The organism is Nocardia alni (genome assembly GCF_019038435.1).
Taxonomy (GTDB): Bacteria; Actinomycetota; Actinomycetes; order Mycobacteriales; family Mycobacteriaceae; genus Nocardia; species Nocardia alni.
Window position 1 is genome coordinate 54,996 of the sequence record NZ_JAGPOX010000035.1, and the last position, 15,009, is coordinate 70,004.

General features: G+C 67.9%; 18 protein-coding genes. 7 read left to right on the top strand and 11 right to left on the bottom strand.

Features of this window, described 5'->3' with window-relative positions; all coding sequences use genetic code 11:
- Positions 1–197 precede the first annotated feature (197 nt).
- Genes mftB through mftD form a run of 3 tightly spaced genes read left to right on the top strand, consistent with a single transcriptional unit; the run spans position 198 to position 2,887 of the window.
- Positions 198–518: a mycofactocin biosynthesis chaperone MftB gene (mftB, locus tag JZ791_RS15890; protein WP_216895555.1), complete on the top strand. Its 321-nt coding sequence runs from the start codon at positions 198–200 to the stop codon at positions 516–518.
- Complete coding sequence (mftC, locus tag JZ791_RS15895; RefSeq protein ID WP_216895557.1) at positions 515–1,696, top strand: mycofactocin radical SAM maturase; 1,182 nt, start codon at positions 515–517, stop codon at positions 1,694–1,696. The genes mftB and mftC overlap by 4 nt, the downstream gene beginning before the upstream one ends.
- Positions 1,697–1,714: 18 nt before the next feature.
- Positions 1,715–2,887 (top strand): pre-mycofactocin synthase MftD, encoded by a 1,173-nt coding sequence (mftD, locus tag JZ791_RS15900; RefSeq protein WP_216895559.1) that lies wholly within the window; start codon positions 1,715–1,717, stop codon positions 2,885–2,887.
- Here mftD and JZ791_RS15905 read toward each other — a convergent pair.
- Together JZ791_RS15905 and JZ791_RS15910 are read right to left on the bottom strand one after the other, a co-directional pair.
- The gene (locus JZ791_RS15905) at positions 2,855–3,124 is read right to left on the bottom strand and encodes a hypothetical protein (protein WP_216895561.1); all 270 of its coding nucleotides are present in this window, start codon (positions 3,122–3,124) and stop codon (positions 2,855–2,857) included. The genes mftD and JZ791_RS15905 overlap by 33 nt on opposite strands.
- A gap of 39 nt (positions 3,125–3,163) precedes the next feature.
- The gene (locus JZ791_RS15910; RefSeq protein WP_216895563.1) at positions 3,164–3,901 is read right to left on the bottom strand and encodes an SDR family oxidoreductase; all 738 of its coding nucleotides are present in this window, start codon (positions 3,899–3,901) and stop codon (positions 3,164–3,166) included.
- 89 nt (positions 3,902–3,990) lie between these two features.
- On the opposite strand from JZ791_RS15910, the gene JZ791_RS15915 reads away from it, so the two are divergent.
- Entirely contained in the window at positions 3,991–4,548 is a 558-nt protein-coding gene (locus JZ791_RS15915; protein ID WP_216895565.1) for a TetR/AcrR family transcriptional regulator, read from the top strand.
- A gap of 3 nt (positions 4,549–4,551) precedes the next feature.
- Here JZ791_RS15915 and paaI read toward each other — a convergent pair whose 3' ends face one another.
- The 8 genes from paaI to JZ791_RS15955 form a co-directional block, all read right to left on the bottom strand.
- Entirely contained in the window at positions 4,552–4,917 is a 366-nt protein-coding gene (gene paaI, locus JZ791_RS15920; protein WP_216895589.1) for a hydroxyphenylacetyl-CoA thioesterase PaaI, read from the bottom strand.
- Positions 4,918–5,015: 98 nt separating this feature from the next.
- Positions 5,016–6,323, bottom strand: a complete 1,308-nt coding sequence (gene paaK, locus JZ791_RS15925) for a phenylacetate--CoA ligase PaaK (protein ID WP_216895567.1) — start codon at positions 6,321–6,323, stop codon at positions 5,016–5,018.
- 25 nt (positions 6,324–6,348) lie between these two features.
- A complete protein-coding gene (gene paaE, locus JZ791_RS15930; protein ID WP_216895569.1) occupies positions 6,349–7,440 on the bottom strand; it encodes a 1,2-phenylacetyl-CoA epoxidase subunit PaaE in 1,092 nt (363 codons plus the stop codon).
- Between the two features lies 1 nt (position 7,441).
- On the bottom strand, positions 7,442–7,972 hold the full coding sequence (paaD, locus tag JZ791_RS15935; protein WP_216895571.1) for a 1,2-phenylacetyl-CoA epoxidase subunit PaaD: 531 nt from the start codon (positions 7,970–7,972) through the stop codon (positions 7,442–7,444).
- Between the two features lie 2 nt (positions 7,973–7,974).
- Positions 7,975–8,895, bottom strand: coding sequence for a 1,2-phenylacetyl-CoA epoxidase subunit PaaC (paaC, locus tag JZ791_RS15940; RefSeq protein ID WP_216895573.1), 921 nt, complete (start codon positions 8,893–8,895; stop codon positions 7,975–7,977).
- A 10-nt stretch (positions 8,896–8,905) separates the two neighbouring features.
- Positions 8,906–9,232, bottom strand: a complete 327-nt coding sequence (gene paaB, locus JZ791_RS15945; protein ID WP_216895591.1) for a 1,2-phenylacetyl-CoA epoxidase subunit PaaB — start codon at positions 9,230–9,232, stop codon at positions 8,906–8,908.
- A gap of 203 nt (positions 9,233–9,435) precedes the next feature.
- A complete protein-coding gene (gene paaA, locus JZ791_RS15950; protein WP_216895575.1) occupies positions 9,436–10,380 on the bottom strand; it encodes a 1,2-phenylacetyl-CoA epoxidase subunit PaaA in 945 nt (314 codons plus the stop codon).
- A gap of 26 nt (positions 10,381–10,406) precedes the next feature.
- Positions 10,407–11,201 (bottom strand): enoyl-CoA hydratase/isomerase family protein, encoded by a 795-nt coding sequence (locus tag JZ791_RS15955; protein ID WP_216895577.1) that lies wholly within the window; start codon positions 11,199–11,201, stop codon positions 10,407–10,409.
- Between the two features lie 109 nt (positions 11,202–11,310).
- Between JZ791_RS15955 and JZ791_RS15960 the strand changes: the two genes are divergently transcribed.
- Both JZ791_RS15960 and paaZ read left to right on the top strand, forming a co-directional pair.
- Positions 11,311–11,919 carry a TetR/AcrR family transcriptional regulator gene (locus JZ791_RS15960; RefSeq protein WP_216895579.1) on the top strand — a complete coding sequence of 203 codons (609 nt, stop codon included), beginning with the start codon at positions 11,311–11,313 and terminating at the stop codon, positions 11,917–11,919.
- A 94-nt stretch (positions 11,920–12,013) separates the two neighbouring features.
- Positions 12,014–14,020 (top strand): phenylacetic acid degradation bifunctional protein PaaZ, encoded by a 2,007-nt coding sequence (paaZ, locus tag JZ791_RS15965; RefSeq protein WP_216895581.1) that lies wholly within the window; start codon positions 12,014–12,016, stop codon positions 14,018–14,020.
- A gap of 67 nt (positions 14,021–14,087) precedes the next feature.
- Here the strand turns inward: paaZ and JZ791_RS45020 are convergent, their stop codons facing one another.
- Positions 14,088–14,750, bottom strand: a complete 663-nt coding sequence (locus JZ791_RS45020; RefSeq protein ID WP_254205788.1) for a hypothetical protein — start codon at positions 14,748–14,750, stop codon at positions 14,088–14,090.
- Positions 14,751–14,798: 48 nt separating this feature from the next.
- On the opposite strand from JZ791_RS45020, the gene JZ791_RS15975 reads away from it, so the two are divergent.
- On the top strand, positions 14,799–15,009 hold a 211-nt coding region (locus JZ791_RS15975), incomplete at its 3' end, for a helix-turn-helix domain-containing protein (protein ID WP_216895583.1).

Below are 15,009 nucleotides of genomic sequence, written 5' to 3' on the forward strand. Positions count from 1 at the left end.
CGGTGCGCACCACAGAATGTGGCGCTCGACAGCCGCGCGACCAGACCACCCAGTCAACAGTCATAGCTCCACACTATGACAACTCCGGGTTCACACCCCTGATCCCGAGTGCGTGTCGACTGGGGCTTCCATTTTGTCACCGGGTGCCATTATGCTGTTGGTCACTCAACCATCGTTCGTAAACAGGAGCCCCGATCATGAGCGAGCCCACGACGGCGCATGCGGCGCCGGTTGATCGGTTCGATCCGGCCAGCGCCTATGTCCTCGCACCGACGGTGTCGCTGCGCCCGGAACCGTTCGGGGCGCTGGTGTACGACTTCACCACCCGGCGCCTGTCGTTCCTCAAGACACCGCAGCTGGTCACCGTGGTCCGCGAGCTGGGCGACCGGGAAGACGCGGTCGCGGCGATCACGGCGGCGGGCGTACCGCTCGCCGAGCACGACAAGTATCTGGGCGCACTCGCCGACCTGTATCGGGCGGGGACGATCCTGCGACGCAACAGTGAAGGGCAGCAATGAAACTCGTAGAACATTTCAAGCACGGGTTGGACGCGCCGATCTGCCTGACCTGGGAGCTCACCTACGCCTGCAATCTGGCCTGCTCGCACTGCCTCTCATCGTCCGGGCGGCGCGACCCCCGCGAACTCACGACGGCACAGTGCCAGTCGGTCATCGACGAGCTACAGCGGATGCAGGTGTTCTATGTGAACATCGGCGGGGGTGAACCGACTGTACGGCAGGACTTCTGGGACCTGCTGCACTACGCCGTCGATCACCAGGTCGGAGTCAAGTTCTCCACCAACGGGGTTCGGATCACGCGGGAGCGGGCCGAGCAGATCGCGGCCACCGACTATGTCGACGTGCAGATTTCGATCGATGGCGCGACCGCGGAGGTGAACGACGCCGTGCGCGGCCCGGGTTCGTTCGCGACGGCGTACCGGGCCATGGAGAATCTGGCGACGGCCGGGGTCGAGGGCTTCAAGATCTCGGTGGTGATGACCCGCGACAACGTGGGCCAGATGGACGAGTTCAAGGCCATCGCGGACCGATTCGGCGCACAGTTGCGGCTCACCCGGCTGCGGCCGTCGGGCCGTGGCGCGGATGTCTGGCACGAGCTGCATCCGACCGCCGAGCAGCAGCGGAGTATCTACGACTGGCTGGTCGACCACGGCGAGGGTGTACTGACCGGGGATTCGTTCTTCCACCTCAACGCGCTGGGATCCAGCCCTATCCCCGGGCTGAACCTGTGCGGCGCGGGGCGAGTGGTGTGCCTGATCGATCCCGTCGGGGACGTCTACGCGTGCCCCTTCGCCATTCACGACGAGTTCCTGGCCGGGAATGTGCGCGATCCGGGCGGTTTCGAATCCGTCTGGCGTACTTCGGAGCTGTTCGCCGAGCTGCGCCAACCGCAAACCGGTGGCGCGTGCACCTCCTGCTCGGCCTACGACGCCTGCCAGGGCGGGTGCATGGCGGCGAAGTTCTTCACCGGGCTGCCGCTGGACGGTCCCGACCCGGAATGCGTGCGCGGCAACGCCGTTCCCGTCGCCCCGGGTATCGACCGGCCGATGCCCGACAAGGACCACTCGCGCAAGTCCCGCTCACGCCGGACCGTATCGCTCGGGATGCCCGGCCCGAAAATTCCCATGACAGTGCCCGACCGGGCGTGCAATACCGATCCCATCGCCGGACTGCGTTAGACGAAGGATTCACATTCAATGGCAAGCACACGAGACTGGTTCGAGTCGGTCGCAGAGGCACAGCGCCGGGCGAAGAAACGCGTTCCCCGGTCCGTCTACCTGGCGCTGCTGGCCGGATCCGAGGCCGGGGTGACCCTCGACGACAACGCCGCGGCGTTCGCCGAACTCGGCATGCGCCCGCACATCGCCGACCTGCACGCCACCCGGGACCTGTCGACAACCGTTCTCGGGCAGCAGATCTCCATGCCGGTCATCTGCTCACCGACCGGCGTTCAGGCCGTGGACCCCGAGGGTGAGGTGGGCGTCGCGCGGGGCGCGGCACAATCCGGGACCGCGCTCGGGTTGTCCTCCTTCGGATCCAAGCCCATCGAGGAGGTCGTCGCCGCGAACGAAAAGACCTTCTTCCAGGTGTACTGGCTGGGTTCCAAGGACGCGATGGTCTCCCGGCTCGACCGCGCCCGGGAAGCCGGCGCCAAGGGCCTGATCGTCACCCTGGACTGGGTTTTCGCGACCCAGCGCGACTGGGGCAGCCCCGCGCTGCCCGAGCGCATCGACCTGAAGACCGCGATCTCGTTCGCCCCGCAGGTCCTCGCCCGGCCCGGCTGGCTGCTGCGCTTCGCCCGCTCGGGAAAACTGCCCGATCTCACCACACCCAACCTGGTGCCCCGCGGCGATCAGGGCCCGACGTTCTTCGGCGCGTACGGCGAATGGATGGGCACTCCCCCGCCCACCTGGGACGATCTGGCCTGGCTGCGGCAACAGTGGGACGGCCCGCTGCTCATCAAGGGCATCTCCCGGCCCGACGACGCCAAGCGCGCCGTCGACGTCGGCGCCACCGCGATCTCGGTATCCAATCACGGTGGGAACAACCTGGATTCGACACCGGCCACGATCCGCATGCTGCCCAGCATCGCCAATACCGTTGGCGGGCAGATCGAAATCCTCCTCGACGGCGGCGTTCGCCGCGGTAGCGACGTGGTCAAGGCCGTCGCCCTCGGCGCCCGGGCGGTCATGATCGGCCGCCCCTACCTCTGGGGCATGGCCGCGTCCGGCGGCCACGGCGTCCACAACGTCCTCGAGGTGATCCGCCAGGGCATCGACTCCACCCTCTACGGCCTCGGCCACGCCAGCATCCACGACCTCACCCCGGACGACGTGCTAATGCCGCCGAACTTCACCCGGGGGTTGTGAGCCGCGGTTCGCTCGATCCCCGGTGAAGATCTCGGTCAGCACCGGGGCCAGGGCGTGGGCCTCGATCATGCGGTTCTGGCCATCGATGACGCGGTGCTGTGCGTTCGGGATCGCCTGGGCCAGGGCGGCATCCCCGTTCCGTAGCCAGGTCGGGCTCTTGCCGCCCGCCAGCACCACCACCGACGCCTTCATCCCGTCGTACCGGTTCGGCGCGGGATGGGGGCGCCGTCCCGCCATGAGCGAGCGGAGTCATCGCGCGACTTGTGCGGTTGCCGTTCAGCTCTGGGCGGTCGGGCGCACGACGATATCGCCGACATCAACCGCCGCAGGCTGTTCGATGGCGAAAGCGATTGCGGCGGCGATGGATTCCGGCGGGATCGCGATGGCGTCCATCGAGTCGCCGATCTGGCTCAGGACGTGTTCGTCGTGGATGTGGTCGGCGAATTCGGTGCGGACATAGCCGGGAGACACGACGGTGACGCGCAGGTTCGGCCCGGCCTCCTGACGCAGGCCCTCGCAGATGGTCCGGACCGCGTTCTTGGTGCCCGCGTAGACCGACTGGTTCGGCACGATCCGCAGGCCCGAGGTGGACACGACTGTCACGAAATGGCCGCTTGCCTGCTCGCGGAAGACCGGGAGCGCGGCGGCTATCCCGTACAGGAAGCCCTTGATATTGACATCCACCATGGCCTCCCAGTCTTCGACGCACAGGGAGTCCAGCGGGGAGATCGGGCCGATGCCCGCATTGCCGACCAGCACGTCCAGGCGGCCGAACCGATCGCGGGCCAGGTCGACCAGCGCGGCCAGGTCGGCGCGCCGGGTGACGTCGGTAGGCAGATAAGCCGCCTGCCCGCCCGCGGCGGCGATACGGGCCGCCAGCTTCTCGAGCCTGGCCTCGCGGCGCGCGCCCAGCACGACCTTCGCGCCGCCTTCGGCCAGCGACAGCGCGGTGGCCTCGCCGATGCCGCTGCTGGCGCCCGTGACGGCGATGACCTTACCTTCGATGCCCGACATGGTCGCTCTCCTCTATCCTAGAAGCGGACAGTTGTCCGATTGAGATCCAGCATAGCGGACAGTTGTCCGTTTAGAGATTCGGAGGTGGGATGGCCGACGCACATCCGCCCGCACGTCGCGCCGACGCCGCGCGCAATCGGGCCCGCATCATGGCCGTCGCACGGGAGGCGCTGGCCACATCCAGCGACGTCAGCCTGCATGCCGTGGCCAAGAAGGCCGGCGTCGGGCAGGGCACGCTGTACCGGCACTTCCCCACCCGCGACGACCTGATCATGGCCGTCTACCGGCAGGATGTGGCCGAACTGGTCGACGCGGCCGATGCCCTACTCGACGCGCACGAGCCCTGGCAGGCGCTGACCCTCTGGCTGGACCAACTGGCCGCGTTCGGGCGGGTCAAACACGGCGCCACCGACGTACTCCAGGCGGCAACCCGCAACGCCCTGTCCACCGAGCACTACAATCCGGTGGTCGAGGCCATCGCGCGGCTACTGAGCGCCTGCCGGGACGCCGCCCTGGTGCGCACGGATGTCGATGCGGAGGAACTGCTGCTGCTCGTCGCGTTCCTGTGGCGCGACGACCGAGGCGCCGAGTGGGAGAAGCGCTCCCGGCGCATGCTCTCGGTTGTGCTGGACGGGCTGCGCGCGTGAGTTTCAGCGCAATTCCCTGCTGTTGCCCCGGAATTCAGCGATCGACTCGCCGTCGCGCCGCACGGTGACGTCGTAGATGCCGCTACGGCCCCAGCGGGCGCGTTCGGTCGCCTCGGCGATCAGCTCGTCGCCGACCCGCGAGGGCGCGATGAAGGTGATCGAGCCGCCGGAGGCCACCGTCGCGCGGCCGTATCCGTTGCAGGCCACCGCGAATGCGGTATCGGCGAGCAGGAATACATAACCGCCGTGAGTGACGTCATGGCCGTTGACCATCGATGCCCGGACCGTCATGGATACCGTGGCGCGACCCGGCTCGCTGTGCAGGACTCGGACACCCGCCCCAGCCGAGGCGGCGTCGTTCACCATCATGTCGCGCACGAAATCTACTTCACCGCGGATTGATTCCTGATCGGGCGTCACTCCGACTCCTTCGTCGCTCGGCCGAATTTCCGGCTGTGGCACAGGCGTCACCGGGGCCGGCGGTCGATCAGGCGGCGGGCCTTCCCGGTCGAGCGCTCGATGGCGCCGGGGGTGAGCACGTCGACCGAGACACTCACGCCGATACGGCGTTTCACCTGCTGAGCCAGCGTATTCGCCGCCACATCACAGTCGGCGGGGGCGGTCCCCGGCCGGGCCTCGACGCGGATTGTCAGCTGGTCCAGGCGTTCCGGACGGTCCAGCACGCATTCGAACTGCGCCGCTAGGGCGGGTACGGTGAGGATGAGCTCCTCGATCTGGGTGGGGAACAGGTTCACCCCGCGCAGGATGATCATATCGTCACTGCGGCCGGTGATCTTCTGCATGCGGCGCATCGTGCGGGCGGTGCCGGGCAGCAGACGACTCAGGTCGCGGGTGCGATAGCGGATGATCGGGAAGGCCTCCTTGGTCAGGGAGGTGAAGACGAGCTCGCCCTCGGATCCGTCGGGCAGCACCTCACCGGTGAGCGGGTCGATGATCTCCGGATAGAAGTGGTCCTCCCAGATATGCAGTCCATCTTTGGTTTCCACGCATTCCATGGCGACGCCCGGGCCCATCACCTCCGACAGACCGTAGATGTCGACCGCGTCTATGCCGAACGCGTGCTCGAGCTCTCCCCGCATGGATTCGGTCCACGGTTCCGCGCCGACCACGCCCACGCGCAGCGACGTGGCGGCCGGGTCGACTCCCATGCGCAGCATCATGTCCAGAATGGTGAGCAGGTAGGAGGGCGTCACCATGATGGCGTCGGGCTCGAAGTCGCGGATCAGTTGGACCTGCCGTTCGGTCATACCGCCGGAGACCGGAAGCACGGTGCAGCCCAACCGTTCCGCGCCGTAATGCGCGCCAAGACCGCCGGTGAACAGGCCGTATCCGTAAGCCACATGCACCATGTCGGTCGGGCGCACGCCCGCGGCGCGCAGACTGCGGGCGATCAGGTCGGCCCAGTTGTTCAGGTCGCCCGCGGTATAGCCGACGACGGTGGGCTGTCCGGTCGTGCCGGACGAGGCGTGGATGCGCGAAACCCGTTCGCGTGGAACGGCGAACATGCCGAAGGGATAGTTCGCGCGCAGATCGGCCTTCGTTGTGAACGGGAATTTCGACAGGTCGCCGAGTTCCTTCAGATCGTCCGGGTGCACCCCGGCGGCATCGAAGCTACCGCGGTAGTGCGGGACGTTATCGTAGGCGTGCCGCAGCGACCATTTCAGCCGCTCCAGCTGCAGCGTGGCGATTCGGTCGCGGTCGGCGAATTCGATGTCGGCGGAGTCGTTCTCAGGCGCCGGTGCCGAGGTTGTCATAGTGCTTGTCCTTGGGTGGGCCTGTTCAGGCGTCGAAATCTACGGTGAGGCAGTCTGTTACGGGATAGCTCTGGCAGGTCAGGACGAAGCCCGCGGCGACCTCGCCCTCCTCCAGCGCGTAATTGCGGCGCATATCGGCCTCGCCGTCGGTGACTCGGGCGCGGCAGGTGCCGCAGACGCCGCCCTTGCAGGCGAACGGCAGATCCGAGCGGACCTGTTCGGCGGCGTCCAGGATGGTGCGGTCGCGGGGCAGCGCGGCGGTGGTCGAGCGGCCGTCCAGGGTGATGGTCACCCGGCTGACCGGGCCGGTCGTGCCGGGTTCGCGGTGGATGTCCGGTGGCGGTGGCGTATCGCCGACGTAGAACAACTCGCGGTGGATGCGCGCCGGATCCAGACCGAATTCGGTGAGCACGGTGATCGCATCCTCGACCATGGCGTGCGGTCCGCACATCCAGGCGTGGTCGAGGTCCTCGACGGCGACGAAGGCGGTGAGCAGCTCACGCAGCCGCGCCGCGTCCAGCCGCCCGGTGAACAGCTCCACGTCGCGCGGTTCCCTGGACAGCACGTGCATCACCGAAAACCTGCTGCCGTACCGGTCTTTCAGGTCGGCCAGCTCGTCGGCGAACATGACCGAGCGGGTGCGCCGGTTCCCGTACAGCAGCGTCACCTCGCTGTCGGGGTTCGCCAGCACCGACGCGGCGATCGACAGCAGCGGGGTGATACCGGATCCGGCTCCGATCAGCAGATGCCGGCCACCGGCCAGCGGGTCGGCGACGAATGTTCCCGCGGGCGACTGCACCTCGACACTGTCGCCCGGTGCGACCTCGCGAACCAGCCAGCCGGAGAAGGCCCCGCCCGCGATCTCCCGCACGCCCACGCGAGGCGCCGCGCCCTCGGGCGCGCAGATCGAATACGAACGGCGCTGCTCGGTTCCCTCGATCGTGCGCCGCACGGTGAGGAATTGCCCCGGCCTGAACCGGAACTCGTCCGCCAGATGGTCGGGCACCGCGAAGGTCACCGCCGCGGCGTCGTCGCACAGCCGCTGCACGGCGGCGACCCGCAGAGTGTGGAACCCCCGAGATCGACTGGTGGCGGCCGGTTCCGCGGTGGCGCTCATCTCAGATTTCCTTCACATGGTCGAACGGCTCGCGGCAGTCGCGGCAGCGGTACAGGGCCTTGCACGCGGTGGCCGAGAACTCGGACAGCAGCCGCACCGCGGACGAACCGCAGTGCGGGCAAGCCACGCTCGTACCGCCGGGGCGGGAGGTCGGCGAGCCGAGACCCAGGGTGAGCGGGATCGGTCCCGACTCCCGGGCGGGCGCGGGGCCCGGCGGGGAGTAGCCGTTCTCCCGCAGCTTGCGCCGTCCGTCGGCGGTGATCCAGTCGCTACTCCACGCGGGTGAGAGCACAGTGTCCACCCGGACCGCTCCGAAGCCATTGTCGCGCAGTGCGTTCTCGATATCAGCGCGGATGGTCGCCATGGCCGGGCATCCGGAGTATGTGGGGGTGATCGTGACCACCGTGCACCCGCTCGGATCACGGTGCACGCTCCGCAGCACGCCGAGATCGGCGACCGTCAGCATGGGCATCTCCGGATCGGGCACCCCGGCCGCAAGGGCGTACGCGACGTCGTGAGCTCGCCTGGTCATCGTTACCACACTCCTTCCGGGTGAGCCCTTGCCACGCTCTGCATCTCGGTCAGCAGTTCGGCGAGTGCCGGGGTGTGCGTGCCGTGACGGCCCTGGGCGGCTCCGGCGGCGTCCTTGGAGGCCACTCTGGGAGTTGGCATTTCCGCTGCCCGCAGGATTGTGGCGATCGCCTCGTCGAAATCCGGACGTGCGGCGCCGGGGTCCACGGCCACACCGGTAGCGGCGAGGGCGATCTCATCGTCGACCGGGGCGAAAAGCTCGTTCACATAGGGCCATACGTGATCGAATGCGGCATATGTGCGCCGACGGGATTCCTCGGTGCCCGCACCGAGGACGACAGCCCAGCGCGCGGCGTAATCCCGGTGGTAGGTCAGCTCCTTCACGCCCTTGCCGGCGATAGCCGCGAGGACCGGATCGCGCGAGCCGCGCAGCCGGTCGAAGACCGCCGAGCGGGCGGTGACGATCAGCAGCAGCCGCACGATCAGCTGGGCGAAGTCGCCGTTGTCGAGCTCGCACATCAAGGTATTGCGGAATTCGCTCGCGTCGCGAAAGTAGGCGAGGGCGTCCTCGGCTGGGATCGACGTGGTCGGCGAGATACGCGGTACCACACCGGAGTCGGCGGCAGCCGCGCGAGCGAGCAGCAGTCGTGCCTGGCCGAGCAGGTCCAGGGCGATATTCGCCACCGCGACCTCCTCCTCCAATTCCGGTGCACGCGTGATCCATTCGCTCAGTCGTTGCGCGGCGATCAGCGCGTCGTCACCGAGCATCAGGCAGTAGCGCGCCAGCATCGGACCGTCGACGTCCGGGGGCAGTGTCGTATCGATTCCGGCCAGCGGATCATCGAAACCCGTTCCGAAGGCCCACCGGTCCTCGCCGCTCCCCTCGGTCAGCCCGGCGTAGGCGTTGTCATGATCAACCGTCATCACTCACACCTCACATATGCGGAACGTTGTCGGGAATCTCGTAGAAGGTCGGGTGCCGATACACCTTGTCCCCACTGGGTGCGAAGAACGGATCCTTTTCCGACGGGCTCGACGCGGTGATCGCATCCGAACGCACCACCCAGATGCTCACACCCTCATTGCGCCGGGTGTACAAATCGCGCGCGTGGTGCAGCGCCATCCGATCGTCGGCCGCGTGCAACGACCCGACATGGACATGGTTGAGCCCCCGCTTACCGCGCACGAACACCTCGTACAGCGGCCATTGCGAGCGAACACTCACCTGCTCGCCCACAGTCGCGCCGCGTACACCGGACATGACCGAGGAACCCGTGCCGCTATGCCCCACCGCCGCCTCCGCCTCGTTCATGCCCGCGTCGTCGCTGGCAGTCGGCCCCGAAATATGCTCTACCGTTGACTCACTCATGCCTCCGCTGCGCTCCGGCACGAGCGAGAACTCGGCTGCGTCTACCGGTCGCTCGCTACGCTCGGCTGCGTCTACCGGTCGCTCGCTACGCTCGCTCATACCGCCGACACCCGCTCACGTTCGGCGAACGCGACCGCCGCCTCACGCACCCACGCACCGTCGTCGTCGGCCGCCTTGCGCACCGCGATGCGCTCCGTATTGCACGGCCCGTCACCGGAGATCACCCGCGCGAACTCGTCCCAATCCGGCTGCCCGAAGTCGTGTGCCCCGCGCTCGGCGTTCCACGCCAGCAGCGGATCGGGGAAGCTGACCCCGAGTGCCCGCGCCTGCGGCACGCTCATATCCACGAACCGTTGGCGCAGCTCGTCGTTCGTGTGACGCTTGATCCGCCAGCGCATGGACTGCCCGGTATTGGGCGAGGCGGCGTCGGGCGGGCCGAACATCATCAGCGTGGGCCACCACCAGCGATTCACCGCGTCCTGCACCATATCTCGCTGTTCGCCGGTGCCGCGCATCATCGTCATCAGCAGCTCGTAGCCCTGCCGCTGATGGAAGGACTCCTCCTTGCAGATCCGGATCATGGCCCGGGCGTACGGACCGAACGAGCTGCGGCACAGCGGAACCTGATTGCAGATCGCCGCGCCGTCCACCAGCCACCCGATCACGCCGACGTCCGCGAAGGTTAGCGTCGGATAGTTGAAGATGGAGGAGTACTTCTGCGCACCGGTGATCAGCTTCTCGGTGAGATCGGCGCGGTCCACTCCGAGCGTCTCGGCGGCCGAGTACAGGTACAGCCCGTGCCCGGCCTCGTCCTGCACCTTGGCCAGCAGAACAGCCTTGCGCCGCAACGACGGAGCGCGGGTCAGCCACGCGCCCTCGGGCTGCATGCCGATGATCTCCGAATGCGCGTGCTGGGCGATCTGCCGAATCAGCGTGGCGCGGTAGCGATCCGGCATCCAGTCCCGGGGTTCGATCCGCTGACCGGCGTCGATGGTCGCGTCGAAATCGGCCTGTAGCGGATCGGGCGGCGGTGCGGTCATGATCGAGTCCTTCTACTGTCCCGTGGCTACTGTCCCGTAAAAGCGGGCTTGGTCTTGGCGAGGAAGGCCGTGACGGCGGCGCGATGGTCGGCGCTCGCGCCGAGGCGCTCCTGGGCGGCCCGCTCGCGCTCCAGCGTGGCGTCGAGGGTCGGTTCCGGATGCCGCAGCAGATCCTTCACCGCGCGGAAGGCGGTGGTGGGACCGGCGGCCAGGCCCCGGGCGATCTCGGCGGCCGCGCCGTCCACCTCCTCGTCCGGAACCACCCGGTGCACGATTCCCCACTCCAGCGCCCGGTCCGCACCGATCCGGTCGCCCAGCAGCATCAGTCCGCTCGCGCGGCTCGCGCCCACGGCGGCCACGAGCGTATGACTCAGCCCCGAATCGCTGGCCAGTCCGATTCCGGTGAACGCGGCGGCGAATTTCGCGCCCTGCCCGGCGATCCGGATATCGGCCGTAAGCGCCAGCCCGAGCCCGGCGCCGACGCATGCGCCCGAGATACCGACGACAACGGGTACCTCCAGACCGGCCAGGGCGCGGACGATCGGGTTGTAGTGCTCGCCCACCGTGCTCATGGCGGTGGCGGGATCGGCGTCCAGACCCGCGCTGTGCTCGGCCAGATCCTGGCCGACGCAGAAGTTGCGTCCCTCGGCACGCAGCAGCACCGCCCGCACGGACGTGTCGGCGGCGACCGACCGCACGGCCGCGAGCAGCGCGTTCTTGAGCGCTACGTCGAGCGCGTTCGACGCCGAGGGCCGGGCGAGGGTGATCGTGGCGAGGCCGTCGGTGCGCTCGACCGTTGCGGCGCCTGCGATAGCAGTCATTGCGAGTCTCCTGTCCTCTGCTCCATAATTACCGAACATTCGGTTGGTAATCAAGACCCGGCGGCAATCCGGTTCGCGGTCGCCGCCTCGCCCTTGGAAGGATGGACCGATGACGTCCTCACGCCTCACCCGCAGGTCAGGGCCCGGCAGACCGGGCTATGACCTGGATTCACTGCTGTCGGTCGCCGTGAAGGTGTTCAACGAGAAGGGCTACGACGGCACCAGCATGGAGGCCCTCGCGCAGCGGCTGGGGATCACGAAATCATCCATCTACCACCATGTTTCGGGTAAAGAGGCGCTGCTGGACCTGGCCCTGTCGCGGGCCCTGAACGGCCTGTTCGCGGTGACCACCGAGGCGGAGGTCGGCACGGGCCGCTCGATCGACAGGCTCGAACATCTGGTGCGGCGCAGCGTGCATGTTCTGGTCACCGAACTGCCCTATGTGACGCTGCTGCTGCGGGTGCGCGGCAACAGCCCGGTCGAGCGGCACGCACTGGCCCGCCGCCGCGAACTCGACGACATCGTCGCCAAGCTGGTCGCGCAGGCCGTCGCGGAGGGCGATCTGCGCCCGGATATCGAGCCCGCACTGCTCAGCCGACTACTGTTCGGCCTGGTCAACTCGCTGATCGAATGGTACCGGCCGCGCGGCGACACCTCGGCGGATCAGGTCGCCGAGGCCATCGTCCGGATGACGTTCGACGGCCTGCGCACCGGCTGACAGCAGTTTCCCGCGGTACCGGCCGACTCTTGACACGGCTCCCGTGCGGCGGGATGGTAATTACCGACCGAATGGACGGTAGATCGGAGATGTTGTGGTCAGGCTTCTGCAGAGTTATGTGAGCGGCCGGTGGTATACCGCCCCGGACGCGGGCACGCCGGTATTCGACGCGACCGACGGCGCCGAGATCGCGCGCGTATCGTCCACGGGCCTGGATTTCGCGGGCTCGGTCGACCACGCGCACACCGTCGGCGGCCCGGCGATGGCGGCGACGACATTCCACGAGCGGGCCGCCGCACTGAAGACGCTCGGCCGGACTCTCATGAGCCAGAAGGACGAGTTCTACGCGCTGTCCCGCGCCACCGGCGCCACCGACCGCGACTCGGCCATCGACATCGACGGCGGCTTCGGCACCGTGCTCAGCTACGCCGGCCGCGCGCGGCGCGAACTGCCCGACGACACCGTCTACGCGGACGGCGGGGTCGAACAGATCGGCAAGTCGGGTTCGTTTGTCGCACAGCACATCTACACCGCCCGCCGGGGAGTCGCGGTGCAGATCAACGCCTTCAACTTCCCGGTGTGGGGCTTCCTGGAGAAGTTGGCGCCCGCATTCATCGCCGGTGTGCCCACGATCGTGAAACCGGCCACCCAGACCGCCTACCTGACCGAGCTGGTATTCCGCCGGATCATCGAATCCGGCGTGCTCCCGGAGGGTTCGGTGCAACTGATCTGCGGTGGCGTCGGGCCCCTGCTGGACCGGCTCGGCGGACAGGACTCGATCCTGTTCACCGGCTCGGCCACGACCGCGGCCACCCTGCGCACGCATCCGTCGGTGGTGCACAACGGAACCCGGTTCACCGCGGAGGCCGATTCACTCAACGCCTCGATCCTCGCCCCGGACGTCACCGCCGGTTCGGCCGAATTCGACCTGTATGTACGACAGCTGGTTACCGAGATGACGGCCAAGGCCGGGCAGAAGTGCACCGCGATCCGGCGGGCGTTCGTCCCGAACGGACTCGTGGACGCGGTCATCGAGGCGACCCGGGAACGCCTGTCCGGCATCACCGTCGGCGCGGCCGAGGGGAGGACCATGGGCGCGCTGGTCAGCACCGGACAGCGCGAGGAGGTTCTCAATGCCGTGCGTTCGCTGACCAAGAGCTGCGAGATCGTGGTCGGCAGCGATACCGCACCGGACGGTCCCGGCGCATACCTACCTCCGATCCTGTTGCGCTGCAACGATAACAAGGCCGATGAACTGCACGACATCGAACCGTTCGGCCCCGTCGCCACCGTCATCGGATACGACGGCGCCCACGAGGTGATCGAGCTCGCCGCGCGCGGCAAGGGCAGTCTGGTCGCCTCGCTCGTTACCGCCGATCCGGCGCTGGCCCGCGAGATCGTCCTGGGCCTGGCCCCCTATCACGGCCGGATCCTGGTCCTGAACGCCGAGGACGCCAAGGAATCCACCGGCCACGGCACCCCCCTGCCGATCCTGGTGCACGGCGGCCCCGGCCGGGCCGGTGGCGGCGAGGAACTCGGCGGCATTCGCGGTGTGCTGCACCATATGCAGCGCACCGCGGTACAGGGCTCCCCCAACATCCTCACCGCCGTCGGACGGCAGTGGATCACCGGCGCCGACCGCCGAACCGCCGAACCGCACCCGTTCCGCAAGACCCTGGCCGAACTGATCGTGGGCGACACCATCGTCGCGGGCCCGCGCCAGGTCACCGCCGAGGACATCGCCCACTTCGCCGAATTCACCGGCGACACCTTCTACGCCCACACCGACCCCGTCGCGGCCGCCGCCAACCCACTGTTCGGCGGCATAGTCGCCCACGGCTACCTGGTCGTCTCCCTGGCCGCCGGCCTGTTCGTAGACCCGGCGCCCGGCCCGGTCCTGGCCAACTTCGGCGTAGACAACCTCCGCTTCCTCACCCCGGTCAAAGTCGACGACACCCTGACGGTCACCCTCACCGCCAAGACGATCACTCCCCGCGCCTCGGCCGACTACGGCGAGGTCCGCTGGGACACCGTGGTGGCGAATCAGCACGGCAAACCCGTTGCGACGTACGACGTCCTGACACTGGTCGCGAAGTCGTAAGGGCGGCCCGACCCACCCGAGGTCGATCGGGAACGGGCCGCATACCGATCACGGGTGCCCTGGCGGGTCAGATGGTCCAGTTGATCGGGTAGTTGATGATCGGGGCGAAGGTCACGGCGCCGAGTGCCTCGAACTGGCCGCGCGCGGTGACGACCATTTCCTTCAGTGTCTCCATCTGCGTCGCATGCTCGTCGGAGTCCCAGACGCTGAGGTTCACGATCGAGCCCTTCGGCGAGACGGCCGCATACCAGTGCACGAGGCCCGGCAGTTGCTCGATGGCGGGGACCAGGAACTCGGCTTGCTTCGAGGCCAAGGCGTCGACCTCGTCGAACCAGCTCGGGTCGAAGCTGCCGCGCGAGACGCGGATGACCGCGGTCGACGGCAGCGACTCGGCCGATTCGTTCCCGATGATCCAGTTGATCGGGTGGTGGACGATAGGGGTGAACGTGACGCCGATCGCCTCCGCCTCCCCGCGCGCGATGACGACCATCTCCTTCAGCCCGTTCAGCTGCGCGGCATGCTCGTCGGTGTCCCAGATGCTGATCTGCATGATCGAGCCGTCCGGCGAGTCGCCCGAGTAGAAGTGCAGGAGCCCCGGTAGTTGCTCGATGGCCGGGACCAGGTACGCCGCTTGCTTCGAGTTCAGGGCATCGACCTCGGCGAACCGGCTCTGGTCGAAAGTAGCGCGCGAGACGCGGACGACGGCGGTGGCCGGCAAGGACTCGGTCATGGTGGAGCCTTCTTTCGCAATTACGTTCCGATGTACTATCGCAATATAATGAGCACTCCGCAAGCGAAGGCCGGGCGACCGAGGAACCCGGCCCTGGACGAAGCTATTCTGTCGGCCGCCGCTCACCAGCTCGGGGAACTCGGTTACGCCCGGATGTCGCTGGAAGCCGTGGCGGCCACCGCGGGCACCACCGTGCCCAGCCTCCGGCGCCGATACCGGAACAAGGCGGAATTGGTCGCCGCGGTGATCGGCTCACTAC

Bases quoted from the DNA above. Each gene is read 5' to 3' on its own strand.
- mftB (WP_216895555.1), top strand. From the start codon at position 198: ATGAGCGAGCCCACGACGGCGCATGCGGCGCCGGTTGATCGGTTCGAT.
- mftC (WP_216895557.1), top strand. From the start codon at position 515: ATGAAACTCGTAGAACATTTCAAGCACGGGTTGGACGCGCCGATCTGC.
- mftD (WP_216895559.1), top strand. From the start codon at position 1,715: ATGGCAAGCACACGAGACTGGTTCGAGTCGGTCGCAGAGGCACAGCGC.
- JZ791_RS15905 (WP_216895561.1), bottom strand. From the start codon at position 3,124: ATGGCGGGACGGCGCCCCCATCCCGCGCCGAACCGGTACGACGGGATG.
- JZ791_RS15910 (WP_216895563.1), bottom strand. From the start codon at position 3,901: ATGTCGGGCATCGAAGGTAAGGTCATCGCCGTCACGGGCGCCAGCAGC.
- JZ791_RS15915 (WP_216895565.1), top strand. From the start codon at position 3,991: ATGGCCGACGCACATCCGCCCGCACGTCGCGCCGACGCCGCGCGCAAT.
- paaI (WP_216895589.1), bottom strand. From the start codon at position 4,917: ATGATGGTGAACGACGCCGCCTCGGCTGGGGCGGGTGTCCGAGTCCTG.
- paaK (WP_216895567.1), bottom strand. From the start codon at position 6,323: ATGACAACCTCGGCACCGGCGCCTGAGAACGACTCCGCCGACATCGAA.
- paaE (WP_216895569.1), bottom strand. From the start codon at position 7,440: ATGAGCGCCACCGCGGAACCGGCCGCCACCAGTCGATCTCGGGGGTTC.
- paaD (WP_216895571.1), bottom strand. From the start codon at position 7,972: ATGACCAGGCGAGCTCACGACGTCGCGTACGCCCTTGCGGCCGGGGTG.
- paaC (WP_216895573.1), bottom strand. From the start codon at position 8,895: ATGACGGTTGATCATGACAACGCCTACGCCGGGCTGACCGAGGGGAGC.
- paaB (WP_216895591.1), bottom strand. From the start codon at position 9,232: ATGTCCGGTGTACGCGGCGCGACTGTGGGCGAGCAGGTGAGTGTTCGC.
- paaA (WP_216895575.1), bottom strand. From the start codon at position 10,380: ATGACCGCACCGCCGCCCGATCCGCTACAGGCCGATTTCGACGCGACC.
- JZ791_RS15955 (WP_216895577.1), bottom strand. From the start codon at position 11,201: ATGACTGCTATCGCAGGCGCCGCAACGGTCGAGCGCACCGACGGCCTC.
- JZ791_RS15960 (WP_216895579.1), top strand. From the start codon at position 11,311: ATGACGTCCTCACGCCTCACCCGCAGGTCAGGGCCCGGCAGACCGGGC.
- JZ791_RS45020 (WP_254205788.1), bottom strand. From the start codon at position 14,750: ATGACCGAGTCCTTGCCGGCCACCGCCGTCGTCCGCGTCTCGCGCGCT.